Source organism: Sphingobium sp. R-21, from assembly GCF_049913335.1.
GTDB lineage: Bacteria > Pseudomonadota > Alphaproteobacteria > Sphingomonadales > Sphingomonadaceae > Sphingobium.
In genome coordinates this window covers 641,705-658,322 of the sequence record NZ_CP184375.1, presented here as the reverse complement: position 1 = coordinate 658,322, position 16,618 = coordinate 641,705, and the positions used below count along the sequence as shown (strand labels likewise).

General features: G+C 63.3%; 17 protein-coding genes. 16 read left to right on the top strand and 1 reads right to left on the bottom strand.

Annotated features, from left to right (window positions below):
- The first annotated feature begins 36 nt into the window (after nt 1-36).
- From ACN9MX_RS17680 to ACN9MX_RS17655, 6 genes are all read left to right on the top strand, one after another.
- Complete coding sequence (locus ACN9MX_RS17680) at nt 37-921, top strand: F0F1 ATP synthase subunit gamma (RefSeq protein WP_363830058.1); 885 nt, start codon at nt 37-39, stop codon at nt 919-921.
- 25 nt (nt 922-946) lie between these two features.
- Entirely contained in the window at nt 947-2,392 is a 1,446-nt protein-coding gene (gene atpD / locus ACN9MX_RS17675) for a F0F1 ATP synthase subunit beta (RefSeq protein ID WP_363737226.1), read from the top strand.
- A 55-nt stretch (nt 2,393-2,447) separates the two neighbouring features.
- Nucleotides 2,448-2,702: an ATP synthase F1 subunit epsilon gene (locus tag ACN9MX_RS17670; protein ID WP_133652903.1), complete on the top strand. Its 255-nt coding sequence runs from the start codon at nt 2,448-2,450 to the stop codon at nt 2,700-2,702.
- A gap of 188 nt (nt 2,703-2,890) precedes the next feature.
- Nucleotides 2,891-4,417, top strand: coding sequence for a CpaF family protein (locus ACN9MX_RS17665; RefSeq protein ID WP_363737227.1), 1,527 nt, complete (start codon nt 2,891-2,893; stop codon nt 4,415-4,417).
- Between the two features lie 186 nt (nt 4,418-4,603).
- Nucleotides 4,604-5,416, top strand: a complete 813-nt coding sequence (locus ACN9MX_RS17660; RefSeq protein ID WP_363830056.1) for a class I SAM-dependent methyltransferase — start codon at nt 4,604-4,606, stop codon at nt 5,414-5,416.
- Between the two features lie 61 nt (nt 5,417-5,477).
- A complete protein-coding gene (locus tag ACN9MX_RS17655; RefSeq protein WP_363737229.1) occupies nt 5,478-6,383 on the top strand; it encodes a DMT family transporter in 906 nt (301 codons plus the stop codon).
- Here ACN9MX_RS17655 and ACN9MX_RS17650 read toward each other — a convergent pair.
- The gene (locus ACN9MX_RS17650) at nt 6,380-6,808 is read right to left on the bottom strand and encodes an OsmC family protein (protein ID WP_133652899.1); all 429 of its coding nucleotides are present in this window, start codon (nt 6,806-6,808) and stop codon (nt 6,380-6,382) included. The genes ACN9MX_RS17655 and ACN9MX_RS17650 overlap by 4 nt on opposite strands.
- A gap of 94 nt (nt 6,809-6,902) precedes the next feature.
- Here ACN9MX_RS17650 and ACN9MX_RS17645 point away from each other — a divergent pair, with 94 nt between their 5' ends.
- From ACN9MX_RS17645 to ACN9MX_RS17600, 10 genes are all read left to right on the top strand, one after another.
- Nucleotides 6,903-7,268: a PRC-barrel domain-containing protein gene (locus ACN9MX_RS17645; RefSeq protein ID WP_363830053.1), complete on the top strand. Its 366-nt coding sequence runs from the start codon at nt 6,903-6,905 to the stop codon at nt 7,266-7,268.
- A 172-nt stretch (nt 7,269-7,440) separates the two neighbouring features.
- Complete coding sequence (locus ACN9MX_RS17640) at nt 7,441-8,109, top strand: RBBP9/YdeN family alpha/beta hydrolase (RefSeq protein ID WP_363830050.1); 669 nt, start codon at nt 7,441-7,443, stop codon at nt 8,107-8,109.
- 99 nt (nt 8,110-8,208) lie between these two features.
- Complete coding sequence (locus ACN9MX_RS17635; protein ID WP_363830047.1) at nt 8,209-8,400, top strand: YezD family protein; 192 nt, start codon at nt 8,209-8,211, stop codon at nt 8,398-8,400.
- A 170-nt stretch (nt 8,401-8,570) separates the two neighbouring features.
- Nucleotides 8,571-11,045, top strand: coding sequence for a TonB-dependent receptor (locus tag ACN9MX_RS17630; RefSeq protein ID WP_363830045.1), 2,475 nt, complete (start codon nt 8,571-8,573; stop codon nt 11,043-11,045).
- A 251-nt stretch (nt 11,046-11,296) separates the two neighbouring features.
- Nucleotides 11,297-12,169, top strand: a complete 873-nt coding sequence (gene panB / locus ACN9MX_RS17625) for a 3-methyl-2-oxobutanoate hydroxymethyltransferase (RefSeq protein ID WP_363737234.1) — start codon at nt 11,297-11,299, stop codon at nt 12,167-12,169.
- Between the two features lie 74 nt (nt 12,170-12,243).
- Entirely contained in the window at nt 12,244-12,942 is a 699-nt protein-coding gene (locus ACN9MX_RS17620; protein WP_363737235.1) for a tetratricopeptide repeat protein, read from the top strand.
- A gap of 14 nt (nt 12,943-12,956) precedes the next feature.
- The gene (locus tag ACN9MX_RS17615) at nt 12,957-14,300 is read left to right on the top strand and encodes a PQQ-binding-like beta-propeller repeat protein (protein ID WP_414714656.1); all 1,344 of its coding nucleotides are present in this window, start codon (nt 12,957-12,959) and stop codon (nt 14,298-14,300) included.
- 117 nt (nt 14,301-14,417) lie between these two features.
- Nucleotides 14,418-15,785, top strand: coding sequence for a ribosome biogenesis GTPase Der (gene der, locus ACN9MX_RS17610; protein ID WP_133652891.1), 1,368 nt, complete (start codon nt 14,418-14,420; stop codon nt 15,783-15,785).
- Nucleotides 15,772-15,987, top strand: a complete 216-nt coding sequence (locus tag ACN9MX_RS17605; protein WP_363830039.1) for a sulfurtransferase TusA family protein — start codon at nt 15,772-15,774, stop codon at nt 15,985-15,987. Before der ends, ACN9MX_RS17605 begins: the two co-directional genes overlap by 14 nt.
- A 108-nt stretch (nt 15,988-16,095) precedes the next feature.
- The gene (locus tag ACN9MX_RS17600; RefSeq protein WP_363830036.1) at nt 16,096-16,539 is read left to right on the top strand and encodes an Hpt domain-containing protein; all 444 of its coding nucleotides are present in this window, start codon (nt 16,096-16,098) and stop codon (nt 16,537-16,539) included.
- Nucleotides 16,540-16,618: the final 79 nt, after the last annotated feature.

Sequence of the window (16,618 nt, the reverse complement as noted above, 5' to 3'; positions counted from 1 at the left end):
GCTGGCATGACGGAACAGGATTGAACGAGACGGGACATGGCCAGCCTCAAGGAACTGAAGATCCGTATCGGGTCGGTTAAATCGACCCAGAAGATCACCAAGGCGAAGCAGATGGTCGCCGCCGCGAAGCTGCGCAAGGCGCAGGCCGCGGCTGAGGCTGCGCGCCCCTATTCCAGCCGCCTCGAAGCGGTCGTCGCCAGCCTCGCGTCGAAGATCGCCGGCGGTTCGGGCGAAGGCGCTTCCCCGCTGCTCGCCGGCACCGGTAAGGACGACGTGCATCTGCTGGTCGTCGCCAACTCCGACCGCGGCCTCGCCGGCGCGTTCAACGCGAATATCGTCAAGGCCGCCCGCGCCAAGGCGCAAGAACTGATCGACGCGGGCAAGACCGTCCGTTTCTACCTCATCGGTCGCAAGGGTCGCCCGGTCATCAACCGCACTTTCCCCGGCATGATCGTCGCCCAATATGACACGACGGGCGCCAAGGAGCCGGGCTATGCGCAGGCTGAAGCCATAGCGCACGAGCTGACCGACATGTATCTGAACGGCAAGTTCGACGTCGCGCACCTCTTCTTCTCGCGCTTCAAGTCGGCGCTCGCGCAGATCCCGACCGAGCAGCAGATCATCCCGGTCAAGATTCCCGAAGACGCCGACCGCAACGCCATCGGCGCGACGGTGGAGTATGAACCGAGCGAGGAAGCGATCCTCGACGACCTGCTGCCGCGCAACATCACGGTGCAGATTTTCAAGGCATTGCTGGAAAACAATGCGTCCGAACAGGGCGCGTCGATGACCGCCATGGACAATGCGACCCGCAATGCCGGCGACCTCATCAACAAGCTGACGATCCAGTATAACCGCAGCCGGCAGGCCGCGATCACCACCGAACTCGTCGAAATCATTTCGGGCGCCGAAGCCCTTTAAAGATCACGCACGCAAGGAAGCAGTCATGGCAACCACCAACAATGTAGGCCGCATCTCGCAGGTCATCGGCGCTGTCGTCGACGTGACCTTCCCCGATGCGGTGCCGTTCATTCTCTCGGCGCTGGAAACCAGCAACAACGGCCAGCGCCTCGTTCTGGAAGTCGCCCAGCATCTGGGTGAGAACACCGTCCGCACCATCGCGATGGACTCGACCGACGGCCTGACCCGCGGTCAGGAAGTCATCGACACCGGCGCGCAGATCCGCGTTCCCGTCGGCCCGGCCACCCTCGGCCGCATCCTGAACGTCGTCGGCGAGCCGATCGACGAGCGCGGCCCGGTGGAAACCACCCTCTCCGCCCCGATCCACGCCAAGGCTCCCGAGTTCGTCGACCAGTCGACCGACGCGTCGATCCTCGTCACCGGCATCAAGGTCATCGACCTTCTCGCCCCCTATGCGAAGGGCGGCAAGATCGGCCTGTTCGGTGGCGCGGGCGTGGGCAAGACCGTGCTCATCCAGGAACTGATCAACAATATCGCCAAGGGCCATGGCGGCACCTCGGTGTTCGCGGGCGTCGGTGAGCGTACCCGCGAGGGCAACGACCTTTATCACGAATTTCTCGACGCCGGCGTTATCGCCAAGGACGCCGACGGCAACGCAATCAGCGAAGGCTCCAAGGTGGCGCTGGTCTATGGCCAGATGAACGAGCCCCCGGGCGCCCGCGCCCGCGTCGCCCTGTCGGGCCTCACCATCGCGGAATATTTCCGCGACCAGGAAGGCCAGGACGTGCTGTTCTTCGTCGACAACATCTTCCGCTTCACCCAGGCGGGCGCTGAAGTGTCGGCCCTGCTTGGCCGTATCCCTTCGGCCGTGGGCTATCAGCCAACCCTCGCCACCGACATGGGCGCCCTTCAGGAGCGCATCACCTCGACCAACAAGGGTTCGATCACCTCGGTGCAGGCCGTGTACGTCCCCGCGGACGACTTGACCGACCCGGCACCGGCGACTTCGTTCGCGCACTTGGACGCCACCACCGTTCTCAACCGCGCCATTTCGGAACTGGGTATCTATCCGGCGGTCGACCCGCTGGACTCGACCAGCCGCGTTCTGGAACCCCGCGTCGTAGGGCAGGAGCATTATGAAACCGCCCGCGCGGTTCAGGCGATCCTGCAGAAGTACAAGTCGCTTCAGGACATCATCGCGATCCTCGGCATGGACGAGCTGTCCGAAGAGGACAAGCTCACTGTCGCCCGCGCCCGCAAGATCCAGAAGTTCCTGTCGCAGCCCTTCCACGTCGCCGAAGTCTTCACCGGCATCTCGGGCAAGTTCGTCCAGATCGAGGACACGGTGAAGTCGTTCAAGGCCGTGGTCGAAGGCGAATATGACCATCTGCCTGAAAACGCCTTCTACATGGTCGGCGGCATCGACGAAGCCGTCGAGAAGGCGAAGAAGCTGGCTGCCGAAGCCGCCTAAGCAACGCTCATGTCCCCCTCCCTCTTCATGGGAGGGGATTTAGGACTTCCCAAGAATGGCACTGCATTTCGAACTCGTGACCCCGGAAAAGCTCGTCCGCTCGGAAGAGGTCTATCAGGTGGTCGTCCCCGGCACCGATGGCGACTTCGGCGTGCTGGAGGGTCATGCACCCTTCATGTCGACCGTTCGCGACGGCGCGATCCAGATCTTCGCGTCGTCAGGCGCTGCACCGGAGGTCATTCCGGTTCGCGGCGGCTTCGCCGAGGTCAATGAAAAGGGCCTGACCGTCCTTGCGGAGCATGCGGGCTGACATCAGCCGCAGCGACATATGCTACAGAAGGGCCGTGCTCCAATCCGGAGCGCGGCCCTTCTTTTTTGCGCGTTTCCATCCTGCCTTCCCCGGCAAGACGACCCGTCGCCATTAGGCATTTATCAAAGTTTCCGCCTTATTCACCTTTTTCAGCCACAGCTGTGCCCCAGTCATTTCGGCGGAGAATTATGAGCGCGTTTGGACGGAAAAATGGACCTGCAGGCATCAAGCCAGGTTTCGGCCTCGCCCGACCGATGCAGGGGGGCGCGCCCAGGGAAGAGGTCAAGGGCGGCGAGCAATTCCCGCCCCTGGACATGACCGCCATCCCGACGGAAGCGCCGCTCGACCCGCTTTCCGCGCCCACCGGCCAGATGCAGCGCAACGCCGACGCGATGCAGCGTCTGTCGGATCGCGCCAATGCCGAACATGCCGCCGATGCCGGACCCCAGGGCTTCGAAGCCTCGGTCCACAAGATCAAGGAGCAGGTGCTTCCCCGCCTGCTGGAACGTGTCGACCCCGAAGCCGCCGCCACGCTGACCAAGGATGAACTGGCCGAGGAATTCCGCCCGATCATCATGGAGGTGCTGGCGGAACTGAAGCTGACCCTCAACCGCCGCGAACAATTCGCGCTGGAAAAGGTGCTGGTGGACGAACTGCTCGGCCTCGGCCCGCTGGAGGAACTGCTGGCGGATCCGGACGTCAGCGACATCATGGTCAATGGTCCTGAGCAGACCTATATCGAAAAGAAGGGCAAGCTCCAGATCGCGCCCATCAAGTTCCGCGACGAAGAACATCTGTTCCAGATCGCCCAGCGCATCGTGAACAAGGTCGGCCGCCGCGTCGACCAGACCACGCCGCTGGCCGACGCCCGCCTGCCCGACGGCAGCCGCGTGAACGTGATCGTACCGCCGCTGTCGCTGCGCGGCACGGCCATCTCGATCCGTAAATTCTCCGCCAAGCCGATCACCCTCGACATGCTCGCCCAATGGGGCGCGATGAGCCAGAAGATGTGCACGGCGCTCAAGATCGCAGGCGCCTGCCGCTTCAACATCGTCATCTCGGGCGGTACGGGTTCGGGCAAGACCACCATGCTCAACGCCCTGTCGAAGATGATCGACCCGGGCGAACGCGTGCTGACCATCGAGGACGCGGCCGAACTGCGCCTGCAACAGCCGCACTGGCTGCCGCTGGAAACACGCCCGCCGAACCTGGAGGGCCAGGGCGCGATCACCATCGGCGACCTTGTCAAGAACGCCCTGCGTATGCGCCCTGACCGCATCATCCTGGGCGAAATTCGTGGCGCGGAGTGTTTCGACCTGCTCGCCGCGATGAACACCGGCCATGACGGCTCCATGTGTACGCTCCACTCCAACTCCCCGCGCGAATGCCTGGGCCGTATGGAAAACATGATCCTGATGGGCGACATCAAGATCCCGAAGGAAGCGATTTCCAAGCAGATCGCCGACTCGGTCGACCTGATCGTGCAGGTGAAGCGCCTGCGCGACGGTTCGCGCCGCGTCACCAACGTCACCGAAGTCATCGGCATGGAAGGCGACGTGATCGTCACCCAGGAACTGTTCAAGTTCGAATATCATGACGAGGACGACAGCGGGAAGATCATCGGCGAATATCGATCCATGGGCCTGCGCCCCTACACGCTCGACAAGGCCCGGCAGTTCGGCTTCGACCAGCCTTTCCTGGAAGCCTGCCTGTAACGATCGGCGCCTCCAGTCGCTTCCAAGCGATCCGAACTGGCCGCCGACTCTGATATGCCGGGAAAGCAGGGAACCCGGATTGGGTTTGTAACAATGTGTTGCCGGCGGACATTTTCCGCCGGCCCGCTTGCGCAAGGCGCGCATCATCGGCACATCGGACGCTCTTCCCGCAAGAGAGGAATGCCGATGAACCGACTAGCCCGCGCCGCCCTGCTGCTGACCGGCCTGTCCCTGCCGCTGCTTCCCCTCGCCGCCCAGCATGCCCAGCATGCCCAGCATCAGGCAAATGATCCGATCACCGCTGCCGTTGCCTCGTCCAGCCGCACGCCCGCCAACGTCGCCCGCGACATCTATCGCCATCCGGCCGAAACGCTCGCCTTTTTCGGCGTGAAACCGGGCCAGACGGTGGTCGAATATGCGCCCAGCGGCGGTTGGTACACGGAGATATTGGCGCCCCTGCTGCGCGAGAAGGGCAAATTCTACGCGCTTCAGCCGACCGGCCGCTACCTGGACAGGTACAAGGCGTTCCTTGCGACAAAGCCCGCCGTCTATGACAAGGTTCAGCTGGTACCCTTCCCTGACCAGACCAGCCTCGTTCCGGCCGGCAGCGTCGACACGCTGCTGACCTTCCGCAACGTCCACAATATGGTGATGAACGGAACCGAAGCAGCGACGTTCAAGGCCTTTTTCAACCTGCTGAAGCCCGGCGGCACGCTGGGCATCGTCGACCATCGCCTACCTGAAACGCGCGATGTCGCGATGGAGAAGACGAGCGGATATCTCAAGGTTTCGACCATCCGCCATCTCGCCGAGGCCGCCGGCTTCCAATATGTCGGATCGTCGGAGGTCAACGCCAATCCCAGGGACAGCGCGGATTGGGAAAAGGGCGTTTGGACGCTCCCGCCGACCCTGAGCAATGGAGAGGTCGACAGGGCGAAATATCTCGCCATCGGCGAAAGCGACAGGATGACGCTCAAATTTCGCAAGCCGATGAAGTAGCGTCTCGCCCTGGACGGGGATAGTAGTTGCGCGCCGCATCTTCCCGGTTAAGGGGAAAAACGTGCCGCCCGCTTCCCCTTCCTGCCGTCCGCATCGTCCGTTCACGGCCATTGGCCTGCGACTGATAGCGGTCATCTGCCTGTCGATCATGTCGGTGACGATCAGGCTGGCCGACAGGCACGGCGTCCATTTGGTCGAATCGCTATTCTACCGGCAGGCGCTGGCCTTGCCTGTGGTGTTCGTCTGGATTGCCACGACGACAGGCATCGGATCGATCCGCACGCGGCGCATCGGCGTTCATGCCACGCGCATGGCGATCGGCATGACCGGCATGGCGCTCAATTTTCTCTCCTATATCCTGCTGCTGCCGGCGGAAGCGGCCACCATCGGTTTCACCATGCCGATCTTCGGCACCATATTGTCCGCGCTGATCCTGCGCGAGGCGACGGGCATCCACAGGTGGAGCGCCGTTCTGGCCGGCTTTGTCGGCGTTCTCATCATGGTCCGGCCAGACGCCGGCCATTTCCCCGCCATCGGCGTGGCGGTCGCACTTGGCGGCGCGTTCATCACCGCCAGCGTCAGCCTGATCCTGCGCGAATTGGGGCGAACGGAAAGCGCCGGGGTGATCGTCTTCTGGTTCACCCTGCTGTCCCTGCCGCCATTGGGCGTGGCCATGCTGTTCTATGGTCAGGCGCATGATGCCGTCACCTGGGGACTGCTGCTGCTGATCGGCGTAGCGGGCGGGATCGCGCAAATCTGCATGACGGCCGCCCTGCGCCAGGCGCCGGTTTCGGTGGTGCTGCCGATGGACTACAGTGCGATCATCTGGACGACGCTGCTCAGTTGGGCGATCTGGGGCAATTGGCCGATGGTGACGACCTGGGTGGGCGCGGCGCTGATCATCGGAAGCGGCCTGTACATCGCCTGGCGGGAACATGTCCGCGCCAGGCGCATGGCTCCAGCCTAGAGCAGTTCCGCGTCCAGGCTGATTTCCGCCTTCAGCAGCTTGGACACCGGACAATTGGCCTTCGCTACGGCCGCCAGTTCCTGAAAACGGGCATCGTCCACGCCGGCTATGCTCGCCTTCAGGCTCAACCTGCTCGCCGTGATGGCAAAGCCGCCATCCTGCTGTTCCAGCGTCACGACGGCATTGGTCTCCATCTTCTCCGCGGTCAGTCCAGCTTCGCCCAGAATCAGCGACAGGGCCATGGTGAAGCAGGAGGCATGCGCAGCCGCGATCAATTCCTCCGGATTGCTGCCCGGCACGCCCTCGAACCGCGTCGCAAAGCCATAGGGATAGGCGTCAAGCGCGCCACTCTGGGTCGAGATCGCACCCTTCCCATCCTTCAGCCCGCCGCTCCATACCGCCGATCCGCTGCGATTGATCTTCATGATCGTCCTCCTGTCTGCCTGCCGAGCTCGGGGAACCCTGCCGGTCCCCCTGGGTTCGGTCACCATAGCGCGATTTTTTCGCAGGAGAGTGACAATGTCTGACATGTCGAGGGAAAATCATGGCGACCTGATCGCATCCGACCGGGTCGAGGGCACCACAGTCTATAACCGGCAGGGCGAGCGGCTGGGCCATATCTCCAAATTCATGGTGGACAAGCGCAGCGGGCAGGTGCGCTATGCGGTCCTGTCTTTCGGCGGCTTTCTGGGCATGGGCACCGACCATTATCCGCTGCCCTGGTCGATGCTCAGCTACGACACGGACAGGGGCGGCTATGTAGTGGATCTCGCCCGGGACATATTGGACCAGGCGCCCCGGCATCTGCCCGACGAACGGCCGGATTACGACGACGCCTATGGCCGCAGCGTGTTCCATTATTATGGGCTGATCTACCCCTGGTGAGGAACATTCGGGCAGCGTCCCGCCGCGCAAAGGAGGTAGCCGGCGACGCCTTTGGCTAGATGAACGTCAGATGAATCGGGTTGCCTAGATTCCGACACATTTTGTCGCTTCCCCATTGTCTACTGGATAAATAGAATTATCTCTCCCTCGACAATAGGACGAGGATCTCACCATGGAGCGATTCGGACATTCGGGAGACGCGCGCCAACCGGTCGTGCTGACCATTCCCGGCCTCAACAATAGCGGGCCGGGCCATTGGCAGACACTATGGGAAAAGACGCGGGGCGATTGCGAGCGCGTCGACCTCGGTAGCTGGGCCAGCCCCAGCCGCAACAGCTGGGTCACGCGGCTGGATGCCGCGATCCGGGCGGCGAACGGCCCGATCATCCTGGCTGCGCACAGCCTGGGCTGCCTTGCGGTCGCCTGGTGGGGCGCCCTGCAGAGCCAGGCCTATGGCTGGCCCGTGACAGGCGCGTTGCTGGTGGCGCCGCCGGATTGTGACCGGATGGAAACGCCCGAGACGATCGGCGGCTTCGGCCCCACACCGCGCGCGCAGTTGCCCTTTCCATCGATCGTCGTGGCGAGCCGCAACGATCCCTATATTTTCTTCGAACGCGCCCACAGCATCGGCAAGAACTGGGGCAGCAGCTTTGTCGACGCGGGCTTTTGCGGCCATATCAATGCGGATTCGGGTCTGGGCGAATGGCGCTTCGGTCAGGCTCTTCTCGACAAGCTGATCGACAATGCACATGAGCAGGCCTCTGCAATGCGCCAGTTAAGGCCCGCCATCCCGCTCGCGCATCAGGAGCGACGATTGGCGGCATTGCGGGTCAACGGCTGAACTTTCTTCCAGGGCGCGACAAGGGAAACTTGAGCGCCCCTTATATTTGCTTTTTTGTCTATCGATACAGTTGAGATAAAGAGCGGCCAAGAGGTATTTATGAGTGAAAACCGATCGATCGAATTCGCCCGCAACGGCCACGGCGATGGGCAGCGCCACGACATAGCGGTCAGCATCGAAAAGGTGCGCAGCGTATTGGAGGCCCTTCGCTTCGGATCTGTCACGCTGACCGTCCATGATGCACGGGTGGTGCAGATCGACGTGACGGAAAAGACGCGCCTTACCGCCTGAAGCAAAGCGGGGGCGCAAGACTACAGGGTTGCTGAAAAAGGCCCGCCAAAGGGCTGAACAACAGGTGGCAAGGGGTGGGCCACATTTTCCATTCCCAGACCAGGGGCTTTGAGCGGATCACCGCAGAGGCCGCGATCAACATTCACCGGACATCCGGAAGGGGAATCATCATGATTGCGCGTTATCTGTTGCTCGCCAGCGTGGCGGGCGCATCCATCATCGCGTCCAGCGCACAAGCGCAGGATGCGTCTCAAACCTCTCCGCAATCCGCGGCGGACAGCGCAGAACAGGCATCCAGCGCCCGCGGCGAAGTGATCATCGTCACCGCCCGCCGCCGCGCCGAAACCGCGCAGGAGGTGCCGCTGGCGATCTCCGTCGTGCGCGGCGACAGCATCGAAGCGACCGGCAACTTCAACGTCGTGAAGCTTCAGCAACTCGCCCCGACGCTCCAGGTCTACACCACCAACCCGCGCAACACCTCCGTCAACATCCGTGGCCTGGGCGTGCCGTTCGGCCTTACCAGTGACGGGTTCGAACAGGGCGTGGGCATCTATGTCGACGACGTCTACAACTCGCGCGTCGCCGCTGCGACTTTCGACTTTCTCGACGTCAACCAGGTCGAAGTGCTGCGCGGCCCGCAGGGCACGCTCTACGGCAAGAACACGACCGCCGGCGCGATCAACATCACGACCAACCAGCCGACTTTCAATTTCGAGGGCCGCGCCGAACTCAGCGTCGGCAATCTGGGCCTCAAGCAGGCGAAAGCCGCCGTTTCGGGACCGCTGTCGGACACCATCGCCGCGCGCATCGCGATCGCCTCGACCAGCCGCCGCGGCACGATCTACAATGTGACGTCGGACCGCTGGATCAATGAGCAGGACAATCTGGGCATTCGCGGCCAGCTGCTGTTCCAGCCGAACGATGACTTCAGCCTGACCCTGTCGGGCGATTACAGCCGGCAAAACCCGGAATGCTGCGGCACCGTCTTCGTGCGCGTCGGCACGACGCAGCGCCCGCTCACCCGCCAATATGACGCGCTCGCCGCCGCGCAGGGCTATGTGGTCCCCAGCCGCAATCCCTATGACCGCTTGACCGACCTTGATTCGGAACTGAATGCGGGCAACAAGATCGGCGGCGTCTCGGCCCGCATCAAATGGAATGTCGGCCCCGGCACGCTGACGTCGGTCACCGCCTGGCGCTTCTGGGACTGGAAGCCTGCGAACGACCGCGACTTCACCGGCCTGCCGATTGTCTCGCTGTCGCAGAACCCCTCGCAGCAGGACCAGTATAGCCAGGAATTCCGCTATAATTACGAAAGCAGGAAGGTCGACTTCGTCGTCGGCCTGTTCGGCTTCAAGCAGCGGATAGACACGCAGGGCACCGAACAGCAGGGCGCTGCAGCCAGCAAGTGGAACCTCACGGGCGCGAATGCGAACAACCCGAGCATTCTGCAGGGGTTGACCGCAACCAACACGCAATGGCTGAAGAGCGAAAGCGCGGCGCTGTTCGGCCAGCTTAGCTGGAAAGTCACCGATGCCCTGACCATTCAGCCGGGCGCGCGCCTCAACTATGACAAGAAGTCGGGCTTCTATCAGCGGGTCGTGACCACCGGTACGGGTGCGGTCATCACCAGCTGCGCTCCCTCGGCAACGGCCGGCAATCCGGTGCTGACCGCCCAATGCGGCATCTACCAGCCGCAGGTCAGCGCACCTTCCGACAGCGCCTGGAACTTCACCTACGACTTCAACGTCAACTACAAGATCGCGCCCGACATCCTGGCCTATGCGACCTATGCCAAGAGCTTCAAGACGCTGGGCATCAATCAGAACGGCCTGCCGCTCAATTCCGACAACACCGTCAACTATGCCGCCGGCACGGTGAAGCCGGAATCGGTCAATCATTTCGAAGTGGGCCTCAAGACCCAGTTCTGGAACCGTCGCGCGACCTTCAACCTCACCGCCTTCCGCACCGAGATCAAGGATTTCCAGGCGACGGTGAATGGCGGACAGTTCGGCACGACGCGCGGCTATCTCGCCAATGCCGACAAGGTCCGGTCGCAGGGTATCGAGGCCGACTTCAAGATCGTCGCCAGCGACCGCTTCACCGCTTATGCGAACGGCGCCTATACCGACGCCAAATATGTGAAGTTCTGCAACGCGCCGCCACCGCCGGAACTGGCTGGCGGATCAAGCACTGGCATTGTGGTGACCGGCCGTTACTCCTACACCGGCACGCCTGGCCCCGCCGCTACGGCCAGCCAGGTCAGCCCGCCCTTCGTCGACATTTCCGGCGAGCGTCTGCCCGGCGTGTCGAAATGGGCCTTCTCCTACGGCGCGGAATATAATATTCCGCTGACGTTGCTCGACAAGGACGGCCAGCTCTATGTCGGCGTGGACGGCAACTATCGTTCACACTGGAACTCCAACGCCACGCCGTCGATCTATACGGAGGTGAAGGGCTACGCCCTCACCAACTTCCGCGCCGGCTTCCGGGGTGACGGCTTCGATGTCTTCGGCTGGGTCCGCAACGCCTTCGACGTCAACTATATCGACAATCTTCAGGTAGCCCCCGGCAACACCGGCCTTATCGCCGGCACGCCCGGCGACCCAAGGACCTGGGGCGGAACGATCAAATTTTCCTTCTGAACCTCTGGACACTCAAGCGAGGTTCACCCCCTGCGGGAGCGACACGGCCCTGTCGCTCCCGTATTTTTGGGTGGTGCTCCTGTGAAGACATGGGCGATTTCCGGTCAGCTGGCATCATCTGACGGTCGGGAAATCGGCATGGAAGGAAACAAGAGAGCGATCGGCCTCATCCAATCAGATCGAAAAACCCCACTTATGCCAAATATGTGGCATGATTTGCGCCCTGCGCCCCGCTGCGTTACAGCGCAGCCATGTCCACGACCTTCACGCTCGACACGTCGACCAGCCGCGCCAATCCGACGCCCGCGCCGATGAAGCGCCTGACGGTGCCCGCCATCCAGCGCCGCAAGTTCGAAGGGAAGACGCAGGAACCGCTGGTGATGCTCACCGCCTACACCGCGCGGCAGGCGCAACTGCTCGACTCGCATTGCGACATGCTGCTGGTGGGTGATTCGCTGGGGCAGGTGATCTATGGCCTCCCCTCCACCCTGCCCGTCACGCTCGACATGATGATCGCCCATGGCGCCGCCGTGGTGCGCGGCAGCTATCACAGCGTCGTGCTGGTCGACATGCCCTTCGGCAGCTACGAAGCCTCCCCGCAACAGGCCTTTGCCAGCGCCAGCCGCGTCATGGCGGAAACTGGTTGCGCGGCCGTCAAGCTGGAGGGCGGGGTCGCCATGGCGGAAACCATCAGCTTCCTCAGCCAGCGCGGCATTCCGGTCATGGCGCATATCGGCCTCACCCCGCAGGCGGTAAACGCGCTGGGCGGCTATGGCGCGCGCGGCAAGAGCCAGGAGGAGCATGCGAAGATCATCGCCGACGCCCGCGCCGTGGCGCAGGCCGGCGCCTTCGCCATGGTGCTGGAGGGCGTGATGGAAGACATCGCCATCACCGTCACCGACAGCGTCGACGTGCCAGTGATCGGCATCGGCGCTTCGGCCCATTGCGACGGGCAGGTGCTGGTGGCGGAGGACATGCTGGGCATGTTCGATCGCGTGCCCCGCTTCGTGAAGCGCTATGAAAATATCGCGGAAACCATCGAAAAGGCCGCTGCCCAATATGCGGCGGATGTCCGAAACCGGCACTTTCCAACCGAAGATCAGGTCTATCGGCCCAAAAAGTGATTTGCGCGAAGCAATAGCGCCGCTAATGATCGCGCCTTCCGCCTGCCTTTTCTGATGAATTTCTGGAGACCCAAGTGGCCCTGACGCCGCAAAACAGCGAAGCCTTTATGCGCGAGGTCGACGAGGCCGTCCGGCAGGACCAGTTGCTGACCTTCTGGCAGCGCTTTGGCCGCTGGATCGTCGCGGCGGTGATCATCGGCCTCGCTGCCTTCGGCGGCTGGCTCTATTGGCAGCATTACACCAGGACGCAATCGCAGGCGGTGTCCGAGGAAATGGACAAGGTGATCGCTACCGCCGTCGGCGGCGGCACCCCTGATGCGAAGGAACTGGACAAGCTCACCCAGGCGAGCCAGCCCGGCTTTCGCGCCTCCGCGTTGCTGGTGAAGGCGGGCGCCGCCGCGCGCAAGGGCGACAGCAAGGCCGCGATCGCCGCCTATAAGGCGATGGCCGATGACAGTTCGCTCGACCAGCCCTATCGCGACCTCGCCCTCATCCGTCAGACCACGCTCGAATATGAAAGCCTGGCTCCGCAACAGGTGATCGACAGGCTGAAGCCCCTCGCCGTGGAGGGCGCGCCCTGGTTCGGCAGCGCCGGGGAACTGGTCGCCATCGCTTATATGAAGATGCGCAAGCCCGACCTTGCCGGGCCGCTGTTCGCCGCCATGGCGAAGGACAGGAACGTGCCCCAGTCGATCCGTTCACGCGCGCGACAGATGGCGGGCTTATTGGGTGTGGACGCAGTCGAAACGCCGGTTGTGGCCGGACAGGAATGATTGGGCGCATGGGAATGCACAGCATGACGAAATTTTCTGGCGCCAGCCGCGCCCTGACCGTTGCCATGATGATCGCCCTGCTCGCAGGTTGCGGCATTGTTGGCGGCAAGAAGGGCGGGCCCAAGACCCCCGTGGTCGGCAAGCGCACCTCGATCCTCAGCAATGAACAGGGGGTGGAGGTCGACCCGACGCTGGCCGACGTGCCGGTGACCCTGCCCGAACCCTATGTGAACGATCAATGGTCGCAGCCGGGCGGCAGCCCCGCCAAGACCATGGGCAATCTGGCGCTCGGGGCGTCCCCCTCGCAAGCCTGGACCACCTCCATCGCCGGCAGCACGCCCCAGGCCCGCCTGGCGTCCAGTCCGGTGGTCGTGGGCGGCAAGCTCTATGTGATCGACGCTGACGCGCGGGTAATCGCCTTCGACGCGAACAGCGGCGCGAAGCTCTGGCAAACCGCCCTCCCTGCCGAAGGCAGCGGCCGCGCCCTGTTCGGCGGCGGCGTCAGCGTGGTGGACGGAAAGCTCTATGCCAGCACCGGCGTGGGCGATGTCGCCGCGATGGATGCGAATACAGGCGCTGTCCTGTGGAAGAAGCGCCCCGGCGGCCCGCTGCGGGGCGCGCCAACGCTCGCCAACGGCCATGTCTATGTGATGGGCCAGGACAATCAGATCTTCGCCCTCAACCAGAGCGATGGCGAAGTGCAGTGGACGGACAGCGGCACGCTGCAGGTCACCGGCATTTTCGGCGTCGCCGCGCCGGCCGCCGCGCAGGGCACGGTGATCGCGGGCTACAGTTCGGGCGAACTCACCGCCTATCGTTATGAAAATGGCCGGACGCTGTGGGGCGATGCGCTTTCGCGCACCAGCATTTCCACGGCCGTCGCCACTCTCACCGACATTGATGCTGATCCGGTTATCGATCGCGGCCGGGTGTTCGCCATTGGTCAGGGCGGCCGCATGGCGAGCTATGAACTGGTGAGCGGCCAGCGGCTTTGGGAAATCAACATCGCCGGCATCTCGACGCCTGCGGTCGTGGGCGAATGGGTGTTCGCGGTGACCAGCGACGCCAAATTGCTCTGCGTCGCCCGCGCCACCGGCAAGATCCGCTGGATCAGCCAGCTTCGCCGCTGGCAGAAGGAAAAGAAGAAGGACAAGGCCATCCGCTGGAGCGGACCGGTGCTGGCTGGCGGCCGCCTGATCCTGGTATCGACCCATGGCGACCTCAACTATGTCGATCCGACGACCGGCAAGGTCCAGGCCGAAGTCGACCTGAAGAAATCCATGTCGCTGTCGCCGGTCGTCGCGAACAACACGCTTTATATCCTGGCGGACGATGGAAAGCTGACGGCGTTTCGCTGACGCCATCGATAATGCTAGATAACCGTGCTCCTGCGGAGACGGGAGCCCAGTTCCAACGCCTGGACTGGGCTCCCGTCTCCGCAGGAGCACTCATAGTTTAAAGGAACAGGGCCTCTCATGCTGCCCACCATTGCCATTGTCGGGCGGCCCAATGTGGGCAAGTCCACCCTTTTCAACCGGCTCGTCGGCAAGAAGCTGGCGCTGGTCGACGACCAGCCCGGCGTGACCCGCGACCGGCGAGAGGGGCAGGCCAACCTGCTCGGTATCGATTTCACGATCATCGACACCGCCGGTTATGAGGATGAAGATCCGCAGACGCTGCCCGGCCGGATGCGCATGCAGACCCAGGCGGCGGTGGAAAATGCCGACGTAGCGCTGTTCGTCGTGGACGCCCGCGCCGGCGTGACTCCGCTGGACGAGGAAATCGCCCGCTGGCTGCGCGAAGGCGACGCGCCCGTCGTGCTGATGGCCAACAAGGCAGAGGGCAAGGCGGGCGACGACGGCGTAATGGAAGCGTTCAGCCTGGGCCTGGGCGATCCCATCCCCTTTTCCGCCGAACATGGTCAGGGCCTGGCCGACCTTTTCCAGGCTCTCCTGCCCTATATCGACCGCGAGGAAGAGGAGGAGGAGGCCGAACCCGATGAAGCCGACATCGAATCCGCACCGCTCAAACTGGCCATTGTCGGCCGCCCCAACGCGGGCAAGTCGACCCTCATCAATCGCCTGCTGGGCGAAAACCGCCTGCTGACCGGCCCGGAAGCGGGCATCACCCGCGACAGCATCGCGGTCGATTGGAAATGGACCAGCGCCGACGGCCAGGAACGCCCGGTCCGCCTGATCGACACCGCCGGCATGCGCAAGCGCGCCAAGGTGCAGGACAAGCTGGAAAAGCTGGCGGTTTCGGACGGCCTGAACGCTGTGAACTTCGCCGAAGTGGTGGTGCTTCTGCTTGACTCCACCCGCGGGCTGGAGGCGCAGGACCTGCGCATCGCGGACAAGGTGATCGAGGAAGGCCGCGCCCTCGTCATTGCCCTCAACAAATGGGATACGGTGGAAAACGGCTCGGCGCTCTATCAGGGCATCAAGCAGGCGTTATCCGACGGCCTCGCGCAGATACGCGGCGTACCGATCATGACCGTCTCAGCCTCCACCGGCAAGGGACTGGACGATCTCATCCGCGTCGCCTTCGAAACACGCACCGCCTGGTCGCAGCGCGTGTCGACCGGAATCCTCAACCGCTGGTTCGAACGCGCGCTGGAGGCCAATCCGCCCCCTGCTCCCGGCGGAAAGCGGATCAAGCTTCGCTACATCACCCAGAACAAGACCCGCCCGCCGACCTTCGTGCTGTTCGGTACCCGGCTGGATGAGCTGCCGGAAAGCTATCGCCGCTATCTTGTCAACGGCATCCGCAAGGAACTGGGCTTTGGCGCCGTGCCGGTGCGCCTGACGCTGCGCAGCGCCAAAAATCCCTATGCCAGCAAGTGAGGCCGTGCATATCGATGCCAGGGGGATGAAATGCCCCTGGCCCGCCCTGCGCGTGGCAAGGGCGATGCGTTCGGGACATGCGGTCACGGTGGAGGCCGACGATCCGATCGCGCCGGCGGAACTGGAGGCTTTGGCGCGGCAGCAGGGCTGGCAATTCACCGCCACTGGTGCCTCGCTTTTCGAGATTTCCAGATCGCCATGACGCCCGTGGGACGGCACTGGATTATATGGGGCTTTCGATCTTTCGCGACTTAACCCCCTATTTACGCTCTTCTTCTATGCTGCCCCCGGCAAGGCAGGGAGTGTCAGGGTGTCATATCAAGAGGCCGAACTGGTCAATTGGACGGATTTTGCCAAATCCCGTTCGGAGTTGGGCACCGCCTTCCTCCGTATCCTGGGCTATTTCCGCGAGGATGGCGAAAAGGCGATAAGCGCGATCGAAGAGGCATTTCGCGCCCGCAATGCCGCTGCACTGGTCACCCCGGCGCACACGCTGAAGGGCGAGTCGGGCCAATTCGGCGCCTATCGACTGAGCGTCCTGGCCGAGAAGATAGAGATGGTCGCCCGCCGCTGCGTCGAGAGCCGGGAAGGGCCCGATGAACTGATCGAGGACGTGGTTGCGCTGCGCCCTTGTTTCACCGAGACGATGGCGCTGCTCGACCGCGACGCAAATCCACTCGTCGCGCGCCGCCCGCAGGGCTTTGGCAGACGCGTCGACAATCCCGCTCCCGGATTCGGCCGCGCCGCGGGTTGATTGCGCGGTCAGGCAGGCGCAGGCGCCGGACCATGCATGGAGCGATTTCCACTCGGATCGCATCATCTGACGGTCAAGA

Excerpts from the sequence above, each read along its gene's own strand:
- der (WP_133652891.1), top strand. The coding sequence starts at position 14,418 with ATGCTGCCCACCATTGCCATTGTCGGGCGGCCCAATGTGGGCAAGTCC.
- ACN9MX_RS17635 (WP_363830047.1), top strand. The coding sequence starts at position 8,209 with ATGAGTGAAAACCGATCGATCGAATTCGCCCGCAACGGCCACGGCGAT.
- ACN9MX_RS17660 (WP_363830056.1), top strand. The coding sequence starts at position 4,604 with ATGAACCGACTAGCCCGCGCCGCCCTGCTGCTGACCGGCCTGTCCCTG.
- ACN9MX_RS17640 (WP_363830050.1), top strand. The coding sequence starts at position 7,441 with ATGGAGCGATTCGGACATTCGGGAGACGCGCGCCAACCGGTCGTGCTG.
- ACN9MX_RS17615 (WP_414714656.1), top strand. The coding sequence starts at position 12,957 with ATGCACAGCATGACGAAATTTTCTGGCGCCAGCCGCGCCCTGACCGTT.
- ACN9MX_RS17605 (WP_363830039.1), top strand. The coding sequence starts at position 15,772 with ATGCCAGCAAGTGAGGCCGTGCATATCGATGCCAGGGGGATGAAATGC.
- ACN9MX_RS17670 (WP_133652903.1), top strand. The coding sequence starts at position 2,448 with ATGGCACTGCATTTCGAACTCGTGACCCCGGAAAAGCTCGTCCGCTCG.
- ACN9MX_RS17665 (WP_363737227.1), top strand. The coding sequence starts at position 2,891 with ATGAGCGCGTTTGGACGGAAAAATGGACCTGCAGGCATCAAGCCAGGT.
- atpD (WP_363737226.1), top strand. The coding sequence starts at position 947 with ATGGCAACCACCAACAATGTAGGCCGCATCTCGCAGGTCATCGGCGCT.
- panB (WP_363737234.1), top strand. The coding sequence starts at position 11,297 with ATGTCCACGACCTTCACGCTCGACACGTCGACCAGCCGCGCCAATCCG.
- ACN9MX_RS17645 (WP_363830053.1), top strand. The coding sequence starts at position 6,903 with ATGTCTGACATGTCGAGGGAAAATCATGGCGACCTGATCGCATCCGAC.
- ACN9MX_RS17680 (WP_363830058.1), top strand. The coding sequence starts at position 37 with ATGGCCAGCCTCAAGGAACTGAAGATCCGTATCGGGTCGGTTAAATCG.
- ACN9MX_RS17650 (WP_133652899.1), bottom strand. The coding sequence starts at position 6,808 with ATGAAGATCAATCGCAGCGGATCGGCGGTATGGAGCGGCGGGCTGAAG.
- ACN9MX_RS17630 (WP_363830045.1), top strand. The coding sequence starts at position 8,571 with ATGATTGCGCGTTATCTGTTGCTCGCCAGCGTGGCGGGCGCATCCATC.